Genomic DNA, 22,930 nt, shown 5'->3' on the forward strand with positions numbered 1-22,930 from the left:
GGTCGTCCACCCGGTACGCCGCCGATTCCTCCCCGCCGTACAGCCGTACCGGTTCCCCTTGGAGGGGCCGCCCCCATGCTTCGCCGACCGCGCGTCGCATGGGGACGGTCAGGGGCGTCTCCACGAAAGGCATCACAACCACCTACAGCAACGCGCCCGGCGCCGCAAAAGGGCACCCCTTCGCCGGACGCGTCAACCCTTCACGCAGATGAGCTGGCGCAGGCGCGCGACGACCTCGACCAGGTCGGACTGGGCCTCGATGACCTCTTCGAGGTCCTTGTAGGCGCCGGGGATCTCGTCGACGACGCCGCCGTCCTTGCGGCACTCGACGCCCCGCGTCTGCTCGATCAGGTCGTCCACGGTGAAGCTCTTGCGGGCCTTGTTGCGGCTCATCCGGCGGCCCGCGCCGTGGGAGGCGGAGTTGTAGGCCGTCTCGTTGCCGAGGCCGCGCACGATGTAGGTGCCGGTCGCCATCGAGCCCGGGATGATCCCGAGGTCGCCGCGGCCCGCCCTGATCGCGCCCTTGCGGGTGACCAGCAGCTCCTCGCCGCCGTAGTCCTCCTCCGCCACGTAGTTGTGGTGGCAGGAGATGACCTCGCCCCAGCGGCAGCGCTTCTCGCCGAACCGGTTGGTCACGACGTTCTGCGCGAGCGCCATCATGACGGCGCGGTTGCGGCGCGCGTACTCCTGCGCCCAGAACAGGTCGTGGCGGTAGGCGTCCATCGTGTCGGTGCCGGCCAGGAACACCGCGAGGTCGGGGTCCGGCAGGTCCTGGTTGTGGGGCAGCTTGCGGGCCGCCTCGATGTGGTGCTCGGCGAGCTCGTTGCCGATGTTGCGCGACCCCGAGTGCAGGACGAGCCAGATCGCGCCCTTGTCGTCGGCGCACAGCTCCAGGAAGTGGTTGCCGCCGCCGAGGGTGCCCATCTGCTGGCGGGCGCGGCCGAAGCGGGCGCGGACCGCCGGGTGCAGGTCGTCGAACTGCTTCCAGAACGCGTACCAGCCGCGCTCCTTGAGGTTCGGCAGCGCGGACGGGTCGACGGCCTGCTTGTGGGAGCCGCGCCCGACCGGGATCGCCTTCTCCAGCCGGTGCCGGATGCCGGCCAGGTCGTCGGGCATGTCCTCCACGGTGAGGGACGACTTGACCGCGGTCATCCCGCAGCCGATGTCGACGCCGACCGCCGCCGGGGACACCGCGTCCTTCATCGCGATGACCGAGCCGACGGTCGCGCCCTTGCCGTAGTGGACGTCGGGCATGACCGCGAGGCCCTCCACCCACGGCAGGGCGGAGACGTTGCGGAGCTGGTCGAGGGCGATGTCCTCGACCGTGTCGGGGGCGGTCCACATCCGGATGGGCACGCGGCCGCCCTTGAGCGTCTGGTACGGCACGCCATCTCCTTGATCGTCGGGAACCGGACCGCGATCCATGAGGCCAGAAACACCGGCCGCCGTACAACCGGTTTTCCCGTCCTGGAGGGGTTTACGACCGTTCGGCGCCGCGGCGTTCGGTGAGTCCGCGCCGGTCGAGGTGGCGCAGCAGCGCGACGGCGACGCGGCGGCCGGTGCCGAGGGCCTCGGCGGCCTGGCCGGGCGTGAACGGCTGCGGCAGAGCGTCCAGGACCCGCAGCGCGGCCAGGTCGGCGCCCGGCGCCAGCACGATCTCCCCGGCCCCGTCGTCTCCCGTCCCGTCCTTGCCCGCCTCCTGGCTGCCCGCCCCGTCCTTGCCCATGTCGTCGGGGACGCGCAGGACCGCGCCCGCGCGCTCGGCGGCGTCGAGCAGCTCCCCGGTGAGGCCGAGCTCGCGGAGGCGCTCGGCCGACGGCGGCGCGAAGGGGGCGGCGGCGAGGTCGGCGCGGAGCCGGTCGACGGCGCCGGCCCAGGGCGGCGGGGGCTCCGCGGCGATCGCCGTGGGGGCGGCCGGGCGCGCGTCGGCCTGCGCCGCCGGCTCGGGCGGCGGGCCGTAGACGCGTCCCGCGTCCACCCGCAGCGGCGGCCTGACCAGCGCGGCGACGAGCTGCCGGGCCGGCAGGCCGAGCCGCAGCCGGACGGTCTCCAGCGGGATGCCGGGCGCGTGCGGGCTGCCCGCGGCGTGCCGGGACGCCTCCTCGGCGAGCCGGTCGAACAGCGCCGACCAGTGCGCCGGGTCGGCGAGCCACTCGCCGTTCAGCGCGACGGCGTCCGGCGGCGGCGCGCAGCCCATCAGCGACAGCTCCGAGCGCCGCAGCACGCCGTGCCGGCGCAGCACGACCGCGCCGTCCGGCCGGTCCGGCCAGGACGCCAGCTCGCGGGCGCGGGCCGCGCCGGCGCCGCGCCGCACCAGGGTCGGCGGCCGGACGTCCAGCACGCTCACCCCGGCCATCGAGCGGCGCGCCGGGTCGCGCAGGACGCCGGTGTCGCCGAGGTGCAGGGCGAGCCGGGTGTTCAGGGTCAGCCGGGCGGTGTCGGGGCCGAGCGGGCGCAGCCGGACCGGGACGGCGGCGGTCCCGAGGTGCAGCGTCATCTGCCGGGCGAGCCGCCCCGACGCCGCGCCGAACCGGGTGCGGACGTCGACGCAGGTGGTGTGGGTCCAGGCGCCGGGCGTGACGAGGGCCATGCCGGGGTCGACGCGGCCGGCGTCGCGGAGCGTCAGCACGACCCGGGAGACCCCGCCGACGGACTCGCGCGGCGCGCCGGCGCTGCCGATGGTGCGGACGCGGACGCGCTCCCCGGCGGGCATGAGCAGCAACTCGTCGCCCACGGCGACGGTCCCGGCGGCGAGGGTGCCGGTGACGGCGGTCTGCCGCCCGGCGGTGATGGCGTGGTCCACCCACAGCCGCACCGGGGCGGCCGGGTCGGGGACGGGCAGCCGGCCCGCGAGCCGGTCGAGGGCGGCGGCCAGCTCGGGCACGCCGGCGCCGGTGGCGGCGCTGACGGCGACGGCCTCCACGCCCTTCAGCGGGGTGCCGGCGAGCCGCTCGCGGACCTGCCGGAGCGCGAGCCGGGCGTCGGCCGCGTCGGCCTTGGTGACCGCGAGGACGCCGAACCGGACGCCGAGCGCGCCGAGGGCGTCCAGGTGCTCGGCGGTCTGCGGCATCCACCCCTCGTCGGCGGCGACGGCGAGCAGCGCCGCGGGCGCCGGCGCGGCGCCCGCGAGCATGGCCGGGAGCGACCGCTCGTCGCCGGGGACGTCGACGAACGCGACGCGCCGCCCCGAGGGCAGCTCCGTCCAGGCGCCCGTCTCGCCGGGCTCCTTGCCGGTGAGGGCGCGCACGAGCGCCGACTTGCCGTGCCCACCGTGTCCGGCGGTGGTGACGACCTGCATCAGCGTCCTCTCCGGGCCGGGACGCGGAAGGCCGTGCGGGGGGATGCATCGCGGGGGTTGCGCAGACGAAGGTCCACGGAAGGCAACCCTAGGGACGCCGGGGCCCGGCGTCGAACCCGGTCCGGCCGGTGCGGGGGCGCGGACACGCCCACCGGCCCCACCTCGACCACAAACGACCAGAAATCGACTCCGAATCGGTCCCGTCCGGAACCGCACCCGCGGTGGAGCATGAGCGAAACGGCCGATCTATGCTTACTTTCTCTAAGTAAGTACAGAGCGGACGGGAGCACGCCGCGCGGCCGGGCCGCCGCCGACCGGACGTCACGATCGCCCCTCGGGAGGTTCGCATGACCGGCGCCCCGGCCACGGCGCGCACCGCGACCGGGGCCCCGCCCGCGGGACCCGCGCGCACCGGCCGCATCCTGCTCGCGCTCGCGGCGGCCGGGATGGTCGTGTCGGTGCAGCAGACCCTGGTGCTGCCGCTGCTGCCCCAGTTCATGGTCCGCTTCGACGCCCCGATCACCGACGTGACATGGGTGTTCACCGCGTCGCTGCTGACCGGCGCGGTCGCCACCCCGCTGCTGACGCGGTTCGGCGACATGTACGGCAAGAAGCGGATGATCCTGCTCGCGCTGGTGCTGCTGCTGGCCGGCTCGGTGGTCTGCGCGGTGTCGTCCTCGCTGCCGGTGCTCATCGCCGGGCGCGCGCTGCAGGGCGTGTCGTCCTCGATGATCCCGCTCGCCATCGGCATGATCCGGGACGCGTTCCCGCGCGAGCGGATCACCACCGCGATCGGCATCGTCAGCGCCACCATGGGCGTCGGCGGCAGCGCCGGCATGATCGTGACGGGGCTGATCGCGGCCCGCACCGACAGCCACCACCCGGTCTTCTGGATCACCGCGGCGCTGGCCGCCGGCGCGCTGGCGCTGGTCGCGGTGCTCGCCCGCGACGTCGGCGTGCGGGCCGGCGGCCGGCCCGACTTCGCGGGCGCGGTCCTGCTCGCCGCGTGGCTGGTGTGCCTGCTGCTCGCCATCAGCGAGGGCAACGCGTGGGGCTGGACGTCCGGCGGCGTCCTCGGGCTGTTCGGCGCCGCCGCCGCGCTGTGCGCGGTGTGGGTCGCGGTGCAGCTGCGGGTCCGCGCCCCGCTGGTGCGGCTGACCCTGCTGGTCGGGTCGCGGTCGCTGTCGGCGAACGTCGCCTCGGCGCTGCTCGGGTTCTCGATGTTCGCCGCGTTCACGCTGATCGCCGGGTTCGTGCAGGCGCCGTCGGCGGAGTTCGGGTACGGGCTGGACGGCTCGGTGCTGGACGTCGGCCTCTACATGCTGCCGAGCACCGTCACGATGCTGGTGTTCTCGGCACTGGCCGGGCGGATCGCGGCGCGGCTCGGCCCCGCCTACACGCTCGCGACCGGGTCGGCGTTCGCCGGGCTGTGCTACGTGTGGCTGGCGGTGTCCAACTCGCACGTGTACGACATGCTCGCGTTCAGCGCCATCCAGGGCATCGGGTTCGGGATCGCCTACGCGGCGCTCGGGACGCTCGCCGTCCAGCACGTGCCGATGGACCAGAGCGGCATCGCCAGCGGCATCAACTCGCTCGTCCGCACCACCGGCGGCGGCGTCGCGGGCGCCGTGACCGCGTCGATCCTGGCCGGGCGGGTGATCGCGGGGACGGACGTGCCGACGCTCGGCGCGTACGAGCTGTGCTTCTGGATCGTCGCGGCGGGCGCCTTCGCGGCCGCGCTCGTCGCCGTCGCGCACGGCCTGCGCCACCCCGACTGACGGCCCCGCGCAGGGGCCCCGGAGACGGGCACGGAGACGGGCGCGGTGACGGGCCGGGCGGCGCGGGCTCTTGACGAACCGGCCCCGGGGCATGCCCTATAGGGGTGCGGCCCGGTTTCGCGAACCGGGCCTCAGCGCACACCTGGGTCATGGAGAAGACAGGGCCACGGAGCACACAGGGCCGCGGAGCGACCGGCCGGAGGCCCGCCACCGGGAGGACGACATGGGCGCCTACGCGGCCGCGTACGAACGCAGCATCGCCGACCCGACCCGCTTCTGGGGGCTGGCGGCGCGCGACGTCCGCTGGCTCGTCCCACCGGACCGGGTCCTGGACGACGGGGCGCCGCCGTTCTACCGCTGGTTCACCGGCGGCGAGCTGAACACCTGCGACAACGCGCTGGACCGGCATGTCGAGGAGGGCCGCGGCGAACAGCCCGCGCTGATCTACGACAGCCCGGTCACCGGGACCGTCCGCACCTACAGTTACCGGGAGCTGACGGGCCTCGTCGCGCGGTTCGCCGGGGCGCTGCGCGCGCAGGGCGTCGACCGCGGCGACCGGGTCGTCATCTACCTGCCGATGGTGCCGGAGGCGGTCATCGCGATGCTGGCGTGCGCCCGGCTCGGCGCGGTGCACTCGGTCGTGTTCGGCGGGTTCGCGGCGCGGGAGCTGGCCGTCCGCATCGACGACGCCCGGCCCAAGGCGGTCGTGTCGGCGTCGTGCGGGATCGAGGCGGGCCGGGTCGTCGCCTACAAGCCGCTGCTCGACCAGGCGCTGGACATGGCGCGGCACAAGGTCGAGCGGTGCGTGATCCGGCAGCGAGAGCAGCTGCACGCCGACCTCGTCCGGCCCCGGGACGTGGAGTGGGACGAGGCGGTCGCCGCCGCCGAGCCCGCCGAGTGCGTGCCCGTCGCCGCCACCGACCCGCTCTACATCCTCTACACCTCGGGGACGACCGGGCGGCCGAAGGGCGTCGTCCGCGACAACGGCGGGCACGCGGTGGCGCTGCGCTGGTCGATGGAGAACGTGTTCGGGGTCGGGCCCGGCGACGTGTTCTGGGCCGCGTCCGACGTCGGCTGGGTCGTCGGGCACTCCTACATCGTGTACGCGCCGCTGCTGACCGGCTGCACGACCGTCCTGTACGAGGGCAAGCCGGTAGGGACGCCGGACGCGGGCGCGTTCTGGCGCGTCGCGGCGCAGCACCGGGTGAAGGCGCTGTTCGCCGCGCCGACCGCGATCCGGGCGATCAAGAAGGAGGACCCGGAGGGCGCGCTGCTCGCCGGGCACGACCTGTCGGCGCTGGACACGCTGTTCCTCGCCGGGGAGCGCCTCGACCCCGACACCTACCGGTGGGCGTCGCGGGTCCTGGACCGGCCGGTCATCGACCACTGGTGGCAGACCGAGACGGGCTGGCCGATCGTGGCGAACCTGCGCGGGCTGGAGCCGATGCCGGTCAAGGCGGGCTCGCCCTCGGTGCCGGTGCCCGGCTACGACGTGCGGATCCTCGGCCCGGACGGCGGGTCGGTGCCGGCCGGCGCCGACGGCGACATCGCGATCCGGCTGCCGCTGCCGCCCGGGACGCTGCCGACGCTGTGGCAGGACGACGAGCGGTTCGTCGAGTCGTACCTGACGAAGTTCCCCGGGCACTACCTGACCGGCGACGGCGGGCACGTCGACGAGGACGGCTACGTGTGGGTGATGGGCCGCACCGACGACGTCATCAACGTCGCCGGGCACCGGCTGTCCACCGGGACGATGGAGGAGGTCATCTCCTCCCACCCGGCCGTCGCCGAGTGCGCGGTCATCGGCGTCGAGGACGCGCTGAAGGGGCAGGTCCCGCGCGGGCTGGTCGTGCTCAAGAGCGGCGTCCTCGCCGAGCCGGCGGAGTTGGCCGCCGAGCTGGTCGGGATGGTGCGCGAGCAGGTCGGGCCCGTGGCCGCGCTGAAGGAGATCGCGGTCGTCCCGGCGCTGCCGAAGACCCGCTCGGGCAAGATCCTGCGGGGCGTGATGCGGGGCATCGCCGACGGGCGCGAGGTGACCGTCCCGTCCACGATCGAGGACCCCGACGTGCTGGACGAGCTGCGCCCCGTCCTGCGGAGGCCGTGACCGCGCGGGCCGGTGTGTGCTAGGGCCGGTGTGCGCTAGGGCCGGTGTGCGCTAGGGCCGGGGGCCGGTCCGCTTGGGCCACAGGGCCGCGACCAGGCACACGCCGGCCGCCGCCAGCACGATCTGCAGGACGGTCTCCCAGGGGCTCCAGCCGCTGCCGGTAAGGCCGAACACCTGCGCCAGCCCCGTCCCGGCGAACGCCGCGACGACGCCGGTCGCCATCAGCAGCCAGACCGGCATGCCCGGCCGTCCGGGCGCGATCAGCCGCCCGAGGATCCCGATCACCGCGCCCAGGACGACGGCGGCCGCGAGCCCGGTGATGGTCATGTCGGCGTGCGCTCCTTCGCTCCCCCGCCCCGCCGGAGCGGTAGCCCCTCCCCTACCCGCGACACGGGCCGCGACACGGGCCGCGACACGGGCGGCGAGCGTCAGCGGACGACGAGGGTGCGCCGCTCCCGCGCGACCAGTTCGCCGATCACCGGGGCGCCCGGGACCTCCCCGGCGACCAGCAGCCCGCCGGAGGTCTGCGCGTCGGCCAGCAGCAGCCGCTCCTCCTCGCCGATGCGGCGGAAGTCGGTGTGCGGGGACACCCACGCCAGGTTGCGCCGCGTCGCGCCGGGCACGAACCCGTCCCGGACGGCGGCCCGCGCCCCGTCCAGGTAGTGGACGGCGGCGGCGTCGACGACGGCCGTGACGCCGCTCGCCCGCGCCACCTTGTACAGGTGGCCGAGCAGCCCGAACCCGGACACGTCGGTCGCGCACGCGGCGCCGCGCTCCAGCGCGGCGATCCCCGCGTCGGCGTTGAGCCGCGTCATCGTCTCCACCGCGTGCGGGAACACCTCGCCGGTCGCCTTGTGCCGGGCGTTGAGGACGCCGAGGCCGAGCGGCTTGGTCAGCGACAGCGGGACGCCGGGGCGGCCGGCGTCCAGCCGCAGCAGCCGGTCCGGGTCGGCGATCCCGGTGACGGCGAGCCCGTACTTGGGCTCGGGGTCGTCGATGCTGTGCCCGCCCGCGATCGCGCAGCCGGCGAGCGCCGCGGCGTCCCGGCCGCCGCGCAGCACCTCGCGGGCGAGTTCCGCGGGCAGCGCGTCGACGGGCCAGCCGAGCAGGTTGACGGCCATCAGCGGCTCGCCGCCGACCGCGTAGACGTCGGAGAGTGCGTCGGCGGCGGCGATGCGGCCCCAGTCGTAGGCGTCGTCGACGACGGGGGTGAAGAAGTCGGCGGTGGAGACCACGGCCCGGCCGCCGTCGATCCGCAGCACGGCCGCGTCGTCGCCGTCCGGCCCGCCGACCAGCAGGGCGTCGTCGCCGCCGGTGAGGCCGGTCACGACCCGCTCCAGCACCCCGGGCGGAATCTTGCAGGCGCAGCCGCCGCCGTGCGCGTACTGCGTCAGGCGGGCGACGGGGGCGAGGCTGGTCACCCGCACGATTTAACGCACAACTATCGCAAATGATCAAGAAACGGACAGTACGGGGGCGGTCACCGAACGGCGAACATCCCGCCCGACCAGCGCGGAAAACCGCGAACCCCTTGTCCGAACCCCGTTCGGCATGATGCGATTTCCCCTCTGCAAGTCATCACTTACTTCAAGGGGCGACATGGGGATTCCAGACAGGCCGGCCGAGCGGAGCTCGTCGTCTGAACGGCGGCGGGAGGGGGCTGGAGGACGGGAGGCCGAGCTGGATCGGGCCGTGGCGGGGCAGACGGTCTGCACGAACCTGGCGGCGACCGTCGAGCGGCACGGCGGCCGGCCCGCCTACGCCGACCGGATCGACGGCGAGTGGCGGACCCTGACCTGGGCCGGCACCCGGACCCGGGCGCTGGAGGCGGCGGCCGGGTTCGCCGCGCTCGGCCTGGAGCCCGGCGACGTGGTCGCGCTGATGATGCCGAACCGCTCCGAGCACGTCCTCGCCGACCTCGGCGCCGTGCACGCCGGCGGGGTCCCGACCACCGTGTACGCGACGCTCGCGCCCGACCAGATCGCGTTCGTGGCCGGGGACTGCGCCGCCAGGTACGCCGTCCTGGACGGCAGGGCCCAGCTCGACCGCTGGCGGCCCGTCCTCGACCGGCTGCCCGACCTGCGCAAGGTCATCGTGGTGGACGCCGCCGCCTGCCCGGACGGCGACCGCTACCTCAGCTGGGAGGCGTTCACCGCGCTCGGCCGCGAGCGGCTCGCCGCCGACCCTGCCGACATCGAGCGCCGCTGGCGGGCGGTCAAGCCCGAGGACACCGTGACGCTCCTCTACACCTCCGGCACCACCGGCGACCCCAAGGGCGTGCTGATCACCCACTCGATGGTGCTGCACGAGGCCGAGATGGTGGAGCGCAGCTCCGTGCTGCCCGAGCACCCGGCCGGGGTCTCCTACCTGCCGTTCGCGCACATCGCCGACCGCGTCCTCAGCTACTACCTGCCGATCCGGCTGGCGTCCCACGTCCACTTCTGCCCCGACCCCGCCCAGCTCACCAGCGTCCTCGCCGAGGTGCGGCCGCACTCCTTCTTCGGCGTGCCCCGCGTCTGGGAGAAGATCATGGCGGGCATCCAGGCGGTGCTGTCGGCCGAGCAGGACGAGGCCAAGAAGCAGGCGGTCGGCGCCGCCCTGGAGGCCGGCCGCGCCTACGTCACCGCCCAGGAGTTCGGCAACACCCTCACCCCCGAGATCACCGCCGCGTTCGAGCGGGCCGACCAGGCCGTCCTCACCCCCATGCGCGCGCTGCTCGGACTGGACCGCGTCCGGCAGGCCTCCAGCGCCGCCGCGCCGCTGCCGGTGGAGGTCGCCCGGTTCTTCTCCGGCCTCGGCCTGAAGATCTTCGACGCCTACGGGATGACGGAGACGACCGGCGCCATCACCGCCAACCTCGCCGACTCCTTCAAGCTCGGCACCGTCGGCCGCCCGTTCGCCGGGGTGGAGCTGAAGCTCGCCGAGGACGGCGAGATCCTCGTCCGCGGCGCCACCTGCACCCCCGGCTACCTGAACCGGCCGGACGCCACCGCCGACCTCATCGACGCCGACGGCTGGGTGCGCACCGGCGACGTCGGCCGCCTGGACGCCGACGGCTTCCTCACCGTCGTCGACCGCAAGAAGGAGCTGATCATCACCGCGGGCGGGGAGAACATCGCCCCGTCCCTGATCGAGAACCACCTCAAGGAGCACCCGCTCATCGGGCAGGCGCTCGCCTTCGGGGACCGCCGCCCCTACGTGGTCGCCCTCATCACCCTGGACGGCGAGGTCGCCCCCGTCTGGGCCGCCGCCCACGGCATCGACACCACCGACCTCGCCGCCCTCGCCGAGCACCCCGTCGTGCGGGAGGAGGTCGCGAGGGCCGTCGAGGACGCCAACGCCCGCCTCGCCCGCGTCCAGCAGGTGAAGAAGTGGCGGCTGCTGCCCGCCGAGTGGACCGCCGAGAGCGAGGAGCTCACCCCGACGCTCAAGCTCAAGCGCCGCGTCGTGCACACGAAGTACTCGCCCGACATCGACGCCCTCTACGCGGGCTAAGATCATCGGCGGAGGCGTGTGAGCGCCTGGTGGCCTCCCCGGCCTTCAAAGCCGACGGTCCCGAGGATCTCGGGACGGCGGGTTCGATTCCCGTACGCCTCCGCCACCCGGCGTCCCCCCGCCCGCGGGCGGGGGGACGCGGCGGCGCGCGCGGGCACCGGCGTAGCGTGGAGGCATGAGGCGCCGGAAGATCGCCTACGGGATCATGATGGGGACGTGCCTCCTGCTGTTCGTGCTGGCCTGGGCCGTCGTCCGGCACTGGTCGCACGCCGCCGCGATCGCGATGTCGGTCGCGGCGCTCATCATCCCGCCGTTCGCGGCGATCGTGGCGAACTGGAACATCGACCGCCGCGACTGACCTCCCCCGGACCGCGCCGGCACGCCCGGCGCTACTCGGCGCCCTTCGGCTGCGGCGGCTCCTTCATGCTGAAGCGGACCTGGTCGCCCTCGACCGCGGTGACGGTGACGATCAGCGGGTAGGCGCCGCCCTTGGCGTCGTGGACGACGCACTCGATCGTGGTGCCGATCTCGCCCTTGAGGTCCTCCGGGCAGTCGGCCGTCGCCGGGCCGATGCCGCCGTCGTCGAAGGGCGGGCCGAACTTGGCGACGATCTGCTTCTCCACCGCGTCGGCGGAGACGGTCTTGGTCACCTCGCAGGCGGCGGTGGTCAGCGCCAGGGCGCCGATGAGGGCGGGTACGGCAAGGTACTTGCGCATCGGTGTCGTGCTCCCCGTGTTCCTGTGCGTGGCTGTGCGTACGCGGTCGTGCGTACATGGCTGTGCGTACGTGGTCGTGCGCGTGGCCGGGCGGCGTCCCGGTCCCCTGTGGGGCGCCGTTGGTACGTTCCGATGGTCGGTCCCCGGCCGCCCCGGGCACCAGGGCGCCCCGTCCCGAGGAGAAAGGGACCAAAAAGGGGACAGAGCGGATCGAACTTTTCGTTACTCATGGGTATCCGGGGTACGGTCACGGCATGGGGCGGATCACCGTGCGCAAGCCCGTGCTGCGGGTGAGCACGACCGGCGCGCGGGGCCGCCGGCCGGACACGCTCGCGGTGGAGGAGCCGCTGGAGATCCGCGTCGCCGGCAAGCCGCTCACGATCACGATGCGCACCCCGGGCCACGACTTCGACCTGGTCGCCGGGTTCCTGGCGGCCGAGGGCGTCATCGGGGACGCGGGCGACCTCGCCGCCATGCGCTACTGCGCCGACACCGCCGAGCAGAACACCCTCGACGTCGCGCTGGCGCCCGGCGTGGCGCCGCCGGACGACTCGATGACCCGCGCGTTCACGACGACGAGCGCGTGCGGCGTGTGCGGGAAGTCCAGCATCGAGTCCCTGCGCGCCTCCCGGCCGTACGAGGTCGGGGCCGACCCGCTGCGGATCGCGCCCGAGGTGCTGGCGGTGCTGCCGGAGCGGCTGCGGAAGGCGCAGCGGGTGTTCGACCGGACGGGCGGGCTGCACGCGGCCGGGCTGTTCGGCGCCGGCGGCGAGCTGCTGGCGGTGCGCGAGGACGTCGGGCGGCACAACGCGGTCGACAAGGTCGTCGGGTGGGCGCTGCGGCAGGGGCGGCTGCCGCTGGCCGGAACGGTCCTGATGGTGAGCGGGCGCGCGTCGTTCGAGCTGACGCAGAAGGCGATGACCGCGGGCGTCCCGGTGCTCGCGGCGGTGTCGGCGCCGTCGTCGCTGGCGGTGGAGCTGGCCGAGGACGCCGGCATGACCCTGGTCGGCTTCCTGCGCGGCGAGACCATGAACGTGTACGCGGGAGCGGAGCGAATCGCCCTGTGAAGGGCGCCACTTGTCATCACGGGGCTAAAACCAAGCGGTAACTTGTTGGTTCGGACCCAAGAAACCGCACCCCCCGCAAGAGTTGACTGTCGCCTCAACGCACACACGCGCGCGCGGAGAGCGAGGACGGCATGACGAGGCCCCTGACAGGCGGCGCACCGGCGACCGGCATCGACGAGCGCCACCCGCCGATCAAGCCTCGGCGGGTGAGCTTCGACTGGTCGGCGACGCCCCTGCACTGGGTGCCGGGCGACCCGGTCGCCACTCACATCATCAACTCGTTCCACATCGTCCTGCCGGAGGGCGAGAAGTGGTTCATCCAGTGCGTCAAGGACGCCCGTCCCCACATCAAGGACGAGCGGCTGCTGGAGGAGATCAAGGGGTTCATCGGCCAGGAGATGGTGCACGCCCGCTCCCACCAGGGGGTGCTGGACCAGATCCTGGAGGCCAACGGAATCGACGTCTCCCGGATCACGGACGCGGCCGCCAAGGGCAACGCCGAGCGGCCCGCGCAGATGACGGCGCTGAAGGAGCGGAACCCGCGGGCCTGGCGGCGCCGGCTGCGGTTCGAGCTGGCCGCCGTCGCCTCGATCGAGCACTACACCGCCGTCCTCGGCCAGTGGATCATGGACAACGAGCGGTTCGAGAAGGCCGGCGTGGACCCGACCATGCTGGACCTGCTGCGCTGGCACGGGGCCGAGGAGGTCGAGCACCGGTCGGTGGTGTTCGACGTCTACAAGGCCATGGGCGGCCGCTACCCGACGCGCGTCGCGGCCTGGGTGGTGTCGCTGTTCTTCCTGTACTGGGCGCTGATCGGCGGGTCGCTGTACCTGCTCAAGCAGGACCCGACCATCAAGAAGCGGGTGACGCCGCTGCGGGTGTACCGCTCCTACCGGCGGTCGGTCCGGCTGGGGCACGTGCCCGGCATCTTCAAGCTGCTGCTCGGCGAGGCGCCCGTCTACCTGAAGCCGAACCACCACCCCTCGAAGGTGTGCTCGACCCCGCGCGCGCTTGAGTACCTGATGCAGTCCCCGGCGGCTAAGGCCGCAGGCTACGACCCGTACTAGCGCTCCGCCCGCTCCCCTGCCCGCCCTGCCCGAGGGCCCGTACCGCCGCGCCGTACGGGCCCTCGTTCTCCGCGGGTCCTTGTTCTCCATGCGTGGCGGGGCTCACGCCGCGTCCCCTTGACCCCGGGGCGATTCGGCGATTTATTACCAAGATGTCTAATAAAGCGGTCGGCGGCCCCCCGGCCCGCAGGCGCCGGGTCCGCGGCGACGGCGTCGACCTCGCCGTCTACGAGCAGGGCGACCCCTCGCGCCCCACGGTGCTGCTCGTCCACGGCTACCCCGACACCCACGCGGTATGGGACGAGGTGGCCGGGCTGCTCGCCGGGCGGTTCCACGTCGTCCGCTACGACATGCGCGGCGCGGGCACGTCGTCGCGGCCGTTCGGCCGCAAGCGCTACACCTTCGACTACCTGATGTCCGACATGAGGGCCGTGCTGGACGCCACCGCGCCCGAGCGCAGGGTGCACCTCGTCGGGCACGACTGGGGATCGATCCAGGGGTGGGAGGCGGCGTGCACCATGCCGGACCGCTTCGCCTCCTTCACCTCCATCTCCGGCCCCTGCCTGGACCACGTCGGGCACTGGATGCGGCGCAACCTCACCCGCCCCACCCCGGCCAACCTGCGCCGGGCCATGGGCCAGGGCCTGCGCTCCTGGTACATCTACGCCTTCCAGACGCCGGTCCTGCCGGAACTGCTGTGGATGGCCGGGATGACCAAGCCGTTCAACCTGGCACTGGCCCTGGGCGAGGGCGTCCCGCCGCGCCCCGGGCACCCCGCCCGGACCATGGCGCGCGACGCCGCGGCCGGCGTCGGCCTGTACCGGGCCAACATGCTGCGGCGGCTGCGCGGGCCGCGCGAGCGGCGTACGGACGTCCCGACGCAGGTGATCGTCCCGACCAGGGACCTGTTCGTCTCGCCGCACCTGGTGGGCGGCCTCGGCGAGCGCGTCCCGAACCTGTCGCTGCGGCCCGTCGCCGCCGGGCACTGGGTGCCGCGCAGCCACCCCGGCCTCGTCGCGCGGTGCGTCGCCGAGCACGTCACGGCCGTCGAGGGCGGCCCGCTGACGGCCGCCGAGTCCCGTGCCCTGGAGCGGGCGCGGGTCCGGCCGGGGCGGTCGCCGTTCGGCGGCTCGCTCGTCGTCGTCACGGGCGCGGGCGGCGGCGTCGGCCGCGCCACGGCGCTGGCGTTCGCCGAGCGCGGCGCCGAGGTCGTCGCCGCCGACCTCGACCTCACCTCCGCTCAGCGCACCGCCGAACTCGCCGGGCTGGCCGGGCCGCGCGGGCACGCCCACCGGGTGGACGTGTCCGACCCCGCCGCGATGGAGGACTTCGCCAAGGCCGTCCTGCACGAGCACGGCGTACCGGACGTCGTCGTCAACGCCGCGGACACCGCCCTGGCCGGCTCCTTCTTCGACCACTCCACCGAGGACTGGCGCACGCTCCTGGACGTCAACCTGGGCGGCGCCGTCCACGGTTCGCGGCTCTTCGCCCGGCAGATGGCGGAGCGCGGCCAGGGCGGCCACATCGTCAACACCGCGTCGGCCGCCGCGTTCACGCCGTCGCGCGCCCGGCCCGGCTACGCCACGAGCAAGGCGGCCGTGCTGATGCTGTCGGAATGCCTGCGCGCCGAACTGAAGGGCAAGGGCATCGGGGTCACCGCCGCCTGCGCCGGCCCCCGGGCGCGGCCGGAGCGGGTCGCCGAACGGATCGTCGCGGCCGTCCGCGCCGACCGGGCCCTCGCCGTGACGCCGGCGGCGCGGCCCGCCCGGCTGGCCGCCCGCGCGGCGCCGGGGGCGGTGCGGCTGCTCGCCCGCCGCGAGCCGGGCGGCGCGCGGGGCTGACCGCCGCCCGCCCGGACACCCCCTAGGGTGATCACCGGGAGGGATGCCGCATGGCGGACGCCGTGGTCATCGGGGCGGGGCACAACGGGCTCGTCGCGGCCAACATGCTGGCCGACGCGGGCTGGGACGTCGAGGTCCTGGAGGCGCAGCCCGAACCGGGCGGCGCGGTGCGCAGCGACCGGGGCGTCCACCCCGACTACGTCAGCGACCTGTGCAGCGCGTTCTACCCGCTCGGCGCGGCGTCGCCCGTCATGCGCGCGCTGGACCTCGAACGGCACGGGCTGCGCTGGCGGCACGCGCCGGCCGTCCTCGCGCACCCGCTGCCGGACGGGCGCTCCGCCGTCCTGGAACGCGACCGCGACGCGACCGCCGCGAACCTGGAGGCGCTGGGCGCGGGCGACGGCGAGGCGTGGCTGCGGCTGTGCGCCATGTGGGACGAGACGGGCGACGACGTCCTGCGGGCCCTGTTCACCCCGTTCCCGCCGGTCCGGGCGGCGCTGCCGCTGGCGGCGGCGCTGCGCCGCGCGGGCGGCCTGCGGGCCGTGCGGCGGCTGCTCGCGCCCGTCCGGACGCTCGGGGAGCAGGAGTTCACCGGGCCGGGCGGGCCGCTGCTGCTCGCCGGGTCGGCGCTGCACACCGACATGTTCCCCGAGTCGACCGCGGGCTCGGTGTTCGGCTGGCTGCTCGCGATGATCGGCCAGCGGGACGGCTGGCCGGTCCCCGAGGGCGGGGCGGGCGAGCTGACGGCCGCGCTCGTGCGGCGGCTGGAGTCGCGCGGCGGGCGGGTCCGCTGCGGCGTCCCGGTCGCGTCGGTCGTCGTCCGCGGCGGGCGCGCGCTCGGCGTGCGGACCGCGTCCGGGGAGGCGGTGCGCGCGGCCAGGGCCGTGCTCGCGGACGTGGCCGCGCCCGCGCTCTACGGCGGCCTGGTCGGCTGGTCCGACCTGCCGGGCTCGCTGCGCGACGACATGCGCCGCTTCGACTGGGACCACGCCACCTTCAAGGTCGACTGGGCGCTGTCGGGCCCCATCCCCTGGGCGTCCCCGGACGCCGGGCGGGCCGGCACCGTCCACCTGTCCCCCGGCATGGAGGCGCTGACCGACTACAGCGCGGACCTCGCCACCGGCCGCGTGCCGGCCGAGCCGTTCGCGCTGCTCGGCCAGATGACGACCGCGGACCCGGCCCGCTCCCCCGCCGGGACCGAGTCGGTGTGGGCGTACACGCACGTCCCCCACCGCGTGCGGGCCGACGCGGGCCCCGACGGCATCACCGGCGCCTGGGACGAGCGCGAGCGGGACGCCATGGCGGCCCGCCTGGAGGGCGTCGTCGAGCGCCTCGCGCCCGGCTTCCGCGCCCGGATCACCGCCCGCCGCGTCACCGCGCCGCCCGCCTTCGCCGACCACGACGCCAACCTCGTCAACGGCGCCCTCAACGGCGGGACCGCGCTGATCCACCAGCAGCTCGTGTTCCGGCCCGTCCCCGGCCTCGGCCGGGCCGAGACCCCCGTCGCGGGCCTGTACCTGGCGTCCGCGTCCGCCCATCCCGGCGGCGGCGTGCACGGCGCCTGCGGGGCCAACGCCGCCCGCGCCGCGCTCGCCCACGCCGGGCCCGCCGGCCGCGTCCTCACCCCCGCCCTGCGGGGCCTGAGCCGGCTCCTCGCGCCGTAGGTTTACCGGCGCGGGGTTTTCCTCGGCGCCGGAACATGCGACCTTGTCAGGACGACGCGGGTGGCGGCCACCCGGCGACCGGCAGCGGAGCGTGAGGCATGCGGATTCGCGACATCCTTCGACGGAAAGGGGACGCGGTGGCCACGGTGCGGCCCGACGCCACCGTGCGGCACCTGCTCGCCGTCCTGGCGGAGCACAACATCGGGGCGGTGGTCGTCTCCCCGGACGGCACGTCGATCTCCGGCATCGTGTCCGAGCGCGACGTCGTGCGCAGGCTGCACGACCGCGGCGCGGCACTGCTGGACCGTCCCGTCACCGAGATCATGACCGCGGAGGTCCGCAGCTGCGGCCCCGGCGACAAGGTCGAGGACCTGCGCCGCACCATGACCGAGCACCGGTTCCGGCACGTGCCCGTCGTCGAGGACGGCCGGCTCACCGGAATCGTCAGCATCGGCGACGTCGTCAAGAGCGCCATCGACGAGCTGGAGAACGAGCGCGAGCACCTGGTCGGCTACATCCAGAACGTCCCCTGACGCCCGCCGACGGGCGGGGGCGCGGTCACACGTAGGCGGGCAGCGTCCGGGCCGCCGGGGCCGCCATGACCTCCCGGTGGGCCACGGCGAGGCGCTCGACGGCCGTGCGCAGCGCGTCCGGCGGCAGCACGTACGGCAGCCGGACGTAGTCCTCCAGGACGCCGTCCGCGCCGAACACCGGCCCGGCGACGACCCGGACGCCGAGCCGCTCGGCCGCCTCCGCCAGCGCCGTCGCGACGGGCGCGCCGATCCGCGCCCACAGCGACATGCCGCCGGCGGGCAGCCGGAACTCCCAGCCGGGCAGCAGCTCGCGCAGCGCCCCGGCGAGCGCGTCCCGGCCGCGCAGCAGGGTCCGCGCGCGCTCGGCGCGGACCTCCTCCACCCGCAGCAGCAGCTCCCGGACGATCAGCTGGTCGAGCACCGGGCTGGCCATGTCGAACGGCTCCCGGGCCAGCACGAGGCGGCGCGCCAGCGGCGCGGTCGTGCGGACCCAGCCGATGCGCAGCCCGCCCCACAGCAGCTTGGACGCCGACCCGATGGTGATGACGCGGCCGCCGCCGTCGTAGGCGGCCAGCGGCGCCTCGCGCGGCGCGTCCAGGTCGTGGGCGAGGTCGGCGAACGTCTCGTCGGCGACGAGGAAGGCGTCGGCGCGGCGCGCGGCGTCGACGAGCGCGGCCCGGTCCGCCGCCGGCATCAGGTGCCCGGTCGGGTTGTGGAAGTCGGGGACGGTGTAGGCCATCCGGACGGCGGCCTGCCGCATCGCGCCCGCCGCGAGCTCGATGTCCCAGCCCTCGTTCACGCCGACCGGGACGAGCCGGGCGCCGCGGCGGCGCAGCGCGCCGAGCGCGTGCGGGTAGGTGGGGCGCTCGACCATGACGGCGTCGCCCGGCTCCACCAGCAGCTGCGACAGCAGCGTGAACGCGTGCTGGGCGCCGGTGGTGACGACGATCTGGTCGGCGCGGGTCGGGACGCCGCGCGCGGTGTACCCGGCGGCGACGACCTCGCGCAGCCCGGCCAGCCCGGCGGGCTCGTAGCCGGGCCCCGAGCTGTAGCGGGGCAGCTCGGCGACGGCGGCGGCGACGGCCTCCTCGAAGATCGCCGGGGCGCCGGGGGTGGCGCAGCCGAGGTCGATGAAGGACCCGTCGTCCGGCACCGGGTACGCCTTGCCGTACAGCCCGCCGGGGGGCGCGTCGGTGCGCCGCTCGACCGCCGACATCCGCACCGGGGGCAGCGCGGTCCAGCTCCCCGCGCCCTGCCGGCTCTCGATGTAGCCCTCCTCGCGGAGCCGGTCGTAGGCGGTCGTCACGGTGGTGCGGCTGACGCCGAGGGCGGCGGCGAGGTCGCGTTCGGCGGGCAGCCGGGTGCGCAGGGCCAGCCGCCCGTCCAGGACGAGGGCGCGCACCGACCGGGCCAGCGCGGCGTAGACGGGGCGGTCCCGCGAGACGTCCCCCAGCAGCCGGGCCAGGTGCGGGCCGCTCACATAGCGGGTGCTCATACAAGCCACTTTCGCATAATTGGCCCTACAAGTACCAGTCCACTTCACGCCAGAGTGGGTCCGGAAGATGGCCACTCATGGTGTTGGAGGCGGATAATGGCCTTGATGGCGCGACGGCTCGTGCAGCTCTACGTTGGATTGGCCTTGTACGGGCTCGGGATCGCCCTCCAGGTGTCGTCCGGCCTCGGGAACGATCCATGGGACGTCTTCCACCAGGGGCTCTCCCGCCGCTTCGGACTGTCGATCGGCGCGTGGATCATCATCGCGGGCGCGGTGGTGATGCTCGCCTGGATCCCGCTGCGGCAGCGGCCCGGGATCGGGACGATCAGCAACGTCGTCCTCGTCGGCGTGTTCGCCGACCTGTTCCTGTGGCTGCTGCCCGCCCCGGACGCGCTCGCGTTCCGCTGGGGGTTCCTCGTCGTCGCGGTGCTCGTCGGCGGCGTGGCGACCGGCTGCTACATCGGCGCGGGCCTCGGCCCCGGCCCGCGCGACGGGCTGATGACCGGGATCGCCGCGCGCGGCCACTCCATCCGCGTGGTCCGGACCGGGATCGAGCTGGCCGTGCTCGCCGCCGGCTGGCTGCTCGGCGGCACCGTCGGCCTCGGCACGGTGCTGTACGCGCTGGCGATCGGCCCGCTGACGCACGTGTTCCTGCCGATGCTGACGGTGAAGGCCCCGGCGGCGGAGCCCGTGCCCGAGCCGGAGCCGGCCCCCGCCTAGCGGGCGAACAGGCGGACGGCCTGCTCCGCCGCGGCGGCCAGCAGCGGCGCGGCGTCCGCCTTCAGCTCCGCTAGGGTGCGGGGCCCGTCGGCGAGGCTGAACGCGGCGGTGAGGCCGAGCGCGTGCAGCTCGTCCAGGGGCCCGGCGACGCCGCCGGCCAGGGCCAGGCAGGGGACGCCGCGGTCGCGCGCGAGCGCGGCGACGGCGGAGACGACCTTGCCGCCGGCGCTCTGCCCGTCGACCCGGCCCTCGCCGGTGACGACCAGGTCGGCGCCGGCGAGGGCGGCCGGGAGGCCGACCGCCGCGGCGACGAGCTCGGCCCCGGCGGCCGGCTCGGCGCCGAGCACCCCGACGAGGCCGCCGCAGGTGCCGCCGGCCGCGCCCGCGCCGGGCAGGTCGTGGACGCGGGGCCCGCCGCGCGCGGCGAGCACGTCGGCGAAGACGGTGAGGGCGGCGTCCAGCTCGGCGACCTGCGCGGGCGACGCGCCCTTCTGCGGGCCGAACACGGCGGCGGCGCCGGCCGGGCCGACGAGCGGGTTGGTGACGTCGCAGGCGACCCGGAACCGGGTCGCGCGGACCGCGTCCGGCAGCGCGGAGTCGTCGATCGCGGCGAGCCGGGCGAGGGCCGCCCCGCCGGGCGGCAGCTCCGCGCCGGCGGCGTCCAGGAAGCGGACGCCGAGGGCGCGCAGCAGCCCGGCGCCGCCGTCGGTGCTGGCGCTGCCGCCGATGCACACGAGCACCTCGCGGGCGCCGCGCCGCACCGCGTCCGCGATCAGCTCGCCGGTGCCGTGGGTGGCGGCGCTCAGCGGGTCGGGCGGGACGTCCTCGACGAGCGGCAGCCCGGACGCGGCGGCCAGCTCCACCACGGCGGAGCGCCCGTCGCCGGACAGGGCGTAGCGCGCCTTGACCGGGCGGCCCAGCGGGTCGGTGGCGGCGATCTCGACGGCGTCGCCGCCGCGGGCGGCCAGGAAGCAGTCGAGGGTGCCCTCGCCGCCGTCGGCCATCGGCACCGCCGCGACCTCGGCGTCCGGCACGGCCCGGCGCGCGCCCGCCGCGACGGCGGCGCACACCTCCGCCGCGGACAGGCTGCCCTTGAACGAGTCGGGCGCGACGACGATCCGCATCAGTGCTCGGCCGCCAGCGTGGCGAGGACGGACGCGAACTCCTCCGGCAGCACCATCGTGTCGCCCTCGTAGCGGGTCTCCAGGTAGGTCAGCTCGCCCGCGCGCCACCAGTACAGGTGCGGGCTGAGCGAGCCGGGGCCCTCCTCGTAGGCGCGGTGGGCCTGCGCCTGCAGCTCGGCCGCCGCCGCCACGGCCGCCCGGTACCGCGCCCGCGGGTGCCCTTCGGCGATCCGCAGCGGGTGGGCGACGATCAGGCTGCGGTTCGGCGCGATCACCAGCGCCCCGTACGGCCCGATCGGCAGGTACTCCTCCAGCCACGCCAGGTGGGTGACGGCGTAGAACGTCCAGCCGTGCAGGACGGAGACGCGGACGCCGCCGAGGTCCTGCTCGTCGAGCTGGAGGGGCCCGTCGGCGCGGACGTTGGCGCGGCCCAGCATGAACAGCGCGTCGCCGGAGACGGGCCAGCCGTCCATCTCGTCGGTGGTGACGGTGCGGACCGTGGTGGGCGTGTCGACGACGACGGCCTCGATCAGGCCGGGCGCGAACGGCCGGGCGGCGAGGACGCCGTTGTCGGCCTCCGCCGGGTAGATGCGGGTGCGCAGCAGGTGCTGGGCGAGGTCGAAGTCGCTGAGGTCCAGCGGCTCCTCGATCGCGGTGACGATCGTGGTGACGTGGTCGGAGACCAGCGCCGGCCAGTCGTCGCGCGGCACGAGGCGGGCGAGCTGCCGCAGGTCGCGCAGGCTGACGTGCAGCCGGTTCGCGCCCTCCAGCAGCATCACCTCGCCGGGCGCGGGGGTGCAGCGGTAGCCGAGGCTCTCGGCGACCAGTACCAGCAGCGAGTCGAGGGTCCCGTCGTCCCAGGGTTCGGGACGGGCATGGCGGCCGCTCATCGCGCACCTCCCGAGGGCGCTTCAAGGGTGAGCGCGCCGGGTTCCGGCACGGCGGGGTGCGGATCATGCGGGGACTGCGGGGGCGGCGGGGAGGCCGTGAGGACGGCGGGGGCGCCGAGTTCGAGGGTCAGCTGGCGCGGGCCGTGCCCCGCGGGCAGCCCGGCCAGCACCGGGACGCCGAGCGGGCCGAGCCGGGCGGCGAACACCGCGTCGAGCTCGGCGGGGTCGCCGCAGTCGCGCCAGGTGCCGAGCGCCACCCCGGCCGCGCCGTCGAACCAGCCGGACTGCAGGAGCTGCACGAGCATCCGGTCGATCCGGTAGGGCGCCTCGGTGACGTCCTCCAGGAAGACGATGCGGCCCGCCGCGGGCGGCGGGGCGTACGGGGTGCCGGCGAGGGCCGCCAGGAGCGACAGGGTGCCGCCGGTGAGCGGGCCCTCGGCGCGCCCCGGGCTGAGGGCGTGCGTACCCGGCAGCGTGACCGGGCCGCCGAACAGGGCGGCGCGGAGGGCGGCGAGGGTGTCGGTGTCGGGTTCGTCGTCGGCGAGGAGGCCGGCGGGCATGGGGCCGAAGGACGTCGTGACCCCTAGGCGCGTTCCAAAGGCCGCGTGCAGTGCGGTGATGTCGCTGGAGCCGTGCAGGATCTTGGGCGCGCCGGACGCGGCCGTTGCGGCGGCCAGGGCGTCCCAGTCGAGGTGGTCGAGGACGCGGGTGGCGCCGTAGCCGCCGCGGGCGCAGACCACCGCGCGGACGCGCGGGTCGCACCAGGCGGACTGCAGGTCGGCGGCCCGGTCGGCGTCGCCGCCGGCGAGCCGGTGCCAGCCCTCGCGGACCGGGCCGGGGGCGCCGAGGTTGACACGGTCGAGGGCGTGCTTGCCGACCACGGCGTCAAGGCCGAGGTCGCGCAGCAGCGCGCAGCCGGCCTCCAGCCGGGCGGGCTCGGCGGGGCCGCTGGGCGCGATCACCGCGACCCGGTCGCCGGGCCGCAACCGCCCGTACCGGCGGGTCCGTCGCGCCCGGCCGCGGTCTCCGGGCATGCCGGCACCCGGCGCGGCCGGCGGCCCGTCTGCCGTCTCCGCGCGGGCGCCCCCGCTCTTCAACCCGATCCCTCCTCGCACCGCGACGGATAGAGCTTGTCAGG

19 protein-coding genes and 1 tRNA gene are annotated in these 22,930 nt (G+C 75.4%); 11 read left to right on the forward strand and 9 right to left on the reverse strand.

From position 1 onward, the window contains the following. Window positions 1-192: 192 nt before the first annotated feature. A complete protein-coding gene (locus ACGFI1_RS32590; RefSeq protein WP_392790959.1) occupies window positions 193-1,425 on the reverse strand; it encodes an RtcB family protein in 1,233 nt (410 codons plus the stop codon). Between the two features lie 52 nt (window positions 1,426-1,477). Continuing rightward, window positions 1,478-3,298 carry a selenocysteine-specific translation elongation factor gene (locus ACGFI1_RS32595; RefSeq protein WP_392790961.1) on the reverse strand — a complete coding sequence of 607 codons (1,821 nt, stop codon included), beginning with the start codon at window positions 3,296-3,298 and terminating at the stop codon, window positions 1,478-1,480. Window positions 3,299-3,645: 347 nt separating this feature from the next. Between ACGFI1_RS32595 and ACGFI1_RS32600 the strand changes: the two genes are divergently transcribed. After that, window positions 3,646-5,076, forward strand: a complete 1,431-nt coding sequence (locus ACGFI1_RS32600; RefSeq protein ID WP_386865452.1) for an MFS transporter — start codon at window positions 3,646-3,648, stop codon at window positions 5,074-5,076. A gap of 91 nt (window positions 5,077-5,167) precedes the next feature. Continuing rightward, entirely contained in the window at window positions 5,168-7,180 is a 2,013-nt protein-coding gene (locus ACGFI1_RS32605; protein WP_392790963.1) for a propionyl-CoA synthetase, read from the forward strand. 51 nt (window positions 7,181-7,231) lie between these two features. On the opposite strand, the gene ACGFI1_RS32610 is transcribed toward ACGFI1_RS32605, so the two are convergent. Further along, on the reverse strand, window positions 7,232-7,507 hold the full coding sequence (locus tag ACGFI1_RS32610) for a GlsB/YeaQ/YmgE family stress response membrane protein (protein ID WP_301177914.1): 276 nt from the start codon (window positions 7,505-7,507) through the stop codon (window positions 7,232-7,234). Between the two features lie 101 nt (window positions 7,508-7,608). Continuing rightward, window positions 7,609-8,601: a selenide, water dikinase SelD gene (selD, locus tag ACGFI1_RS32615; RefSeq protein WP_392790965.1), complete on the reverse strand. Its 993-nt coding sequence runs from the start codon at window positions 8,599-8,601 to the stop codon at window positions 7,609-7,611. A 271-nt stretch (window positions 8,602-8,872) separates the two neighbouring features. Between selD and ACGFI1_RS32620 the strand changes: the two genes are divergently transcribed. The 3 genes from ACGFI1_RS32620 (at window position 8,873) to ACGFI1_RS32630 (ending at window position 11,033) form a co-directional block, all read left to right on the forward strand. Further along, on the forward strand, window positions 8,873-10,675 hold the full coding sequence (locus tag ACGFI1_RS32620) for an AMP-dependent synthetase/ligase (RefSeq protein WP_392790967.1): 1,803 nt from the start codon (window positions 8,873-8,875) through the stop codon (window positions 10,673-10,675). Between the two features lie 10 nt (window positions 10,676-10,685). Next, window positions 10,686-10,781 (forward strand) — tRNA-Sec (locus tag ACGFI1_RS32625). A gap of 69 nt (window positions 10,782-10,850) precedes the next feature. Continuing rightward, complete coding sequence (locus tag ACGFI1_RS32630) at window positions 10,851-11,033, forward strand: DUF3099 domain-containing protein (RefSeq protein WP_138639493.1); 183 nt, start codon at window positions 10,851-10,853, stop codon at window positions 11,031-11,033. Window positions 11,034-11,064: 31 nt separating this feature from the next. Here the strand turns inward: ACGFI1_RS32630 and ACGFI1_RS32635 are convergent, their stop codons facing one another. Further along, a complete protein-coding gene (locus ACGFI1_RS32635) occupies window positions 11,065-11,391 on the reverse strand; it encodes a DUF4333 domain-containing protein (RefSeq protein ID WP_171069272.1) in 327 nt (108 codons plus the stop codon). A gap of 254 nt (window positions 11,392-11,645) precedes the next feature. Between ACGFI1_RS32635 and fdhD the strand changes: the two genes are divergently transcribed. The 5 genes from fdhD to ACGFI1_RS32660 all read left to right on the forward strand — a co-directional run bounded on the left by fdhD (window position 11,646) and on the right by ACGFI1_RS32660 (window position 17,563). Further along, on the forward strand, window positions 11,646-12,458 hold the full coding sequence (fdhD, locus tag ACGFI1_RS32640; RefSeq protein ID WP_387069969.1) for a formate dehydrogenase accessory sulfurtransferase FdhD: 813 nt from the start codon (window positions 11,646-11,648) through the stop codon (window positions 12,456-12,458). 131 nt (window positions 12,459-12,589) lie between these two features. Then, window positions 12,590-13,525, forward strand: a complete 936-nt coding sequence (locus ACGFI1_RS32645) for a metal-dependent hydrolase (protein ID WP_392790969.1) — start codon at window positions 12,590-12,592, stop codon at window positions 13,523-13,525. Window positions 13,526-13,677: 152 nt separating this feature from the next. Next, entirely contained in the window at window positions 13,678-15,366 is a 1,689-nt protein-coding gene (locus ACGFI1_RS32650) for an SDR family oxidoreductase (RefSeq protein ID WP_392790970.1), read from the forward strand. 50 nt (window positions 15,367-15,416) lie between these two features. After that, entirely contained in the window at window positions 15,417-17,030 is a 1,614-nt protein-coding gene (locus tag ACGFI1_RS32655; RefSeq protein ID WP_364554844.1) for a phytoene desaturase family protein, read from the forward strand. Window positions 17,031-17,128: 98 nt separating this feature from the next. Beyond that, the gene (locus ACGFI1_RS32660; RefSeq protein ID WP_392790972.1) at window positions 17,129-17,563 is read left to right on the forward strand and encodes a CBS domain-containing protein; all 435 of its coding nucleotides are present in this window, start codon (window positions 17,129-17,131) and stop codon (window positions 17,561-17,563) included. 25 nt (window positions 17,564-17,588) lie between these two features. Here ACGFI1_RS32660 and yczR read toward each other — a convergent pair whose 3' ends face one another. Beyond that, window positions 17,589-19,058, reverse strand: coding sequence for a MocR-like transcription factor YczR (gene yczR, locus ACGFI1_RS32665; RefSeq protein ID WP_392790974.1), 1,470 nt, complete (start codon window positions 19,056-19,058; stop codon window positions 17,589-17,591). A 96-nt stretch (window positions 19,059-19,154) separates the two neighbouring features. Between yczR and yczE the strand changes: the two genes are divergently transcribed. Next, on the forward strand, window positions 19,155-19,778 hold the full coding sequence (gene yczE, locus ACGFI1_RS32670) for a membrane protein YczE (protein WP_392790976.1): 624 nt from the start codon (window positions 19,155-19,157) through the stop codon (window positions 19,776-19,778). Here the strand turns inward: yczE and ACGFI1_RS32675 are convergent. From ACGFI1_RS32675 to ACGFI1_RS32685, 3 genes are read right to left on the reverse strand one after another with little or no spacing between them, the layout of a single operon-like run. Continuing rightward, on the reverse strand, window positions 19,775-20,902 hold the full coding sequence (locus ACGFI1_RS32675) for a glycerate kinase (protein ID WP_392790978.1): 1,128 nt from the start codon (window positions 20,900-20,902) through the stop codon (window positions 19,775-19,777). The two genes, yczE and ACGFI1_RS32675, sit on opposite strands and share 4 nt — an antisense overlap. Next, the gene (locus ACGFI1_RS32680; protein ID WP_392790980.1) at window positions 20,902-21,792 is read right to left on the reverse strand and encodes a hypothetical protein; all 891 of its coding nucleotides are present in this window, start codon (window positions 21,790-21,792) and stop codon (window positions 20,902-20,904) included. The genes ACGFI1_RS32675 and ACGFI1_RS32680 overlap by 1 nt, the downstream gene beginning before the upstream one ends. Next, entirely contained in the window at window positions 21,789-22,826 is a 1,038-nt protein-coding gene (locus ACGFI1_RS32685) for a S66 peptidase family protein (RefSeq protein WP_387069963.1), read from the reverse strand. Before ACGFI1_RS32685 ends, ACGFI1_RS32680 begins: the two co-directional genes overlap by 4 nt. Window positions 22,827-22,930 lie beyond the last annotated feature (104 nt).

The sequence above is a fragment of the Actinomadura geliboluensis genome (assembly GCF_043197915.1).
GTDB classification, from domain to species: Bacteria; Actinomycetota; Actinomycetes; order Streptosporangiales; family Streptosporangiaceae; genus Spirillospora; species Spirillospora geliboluensis.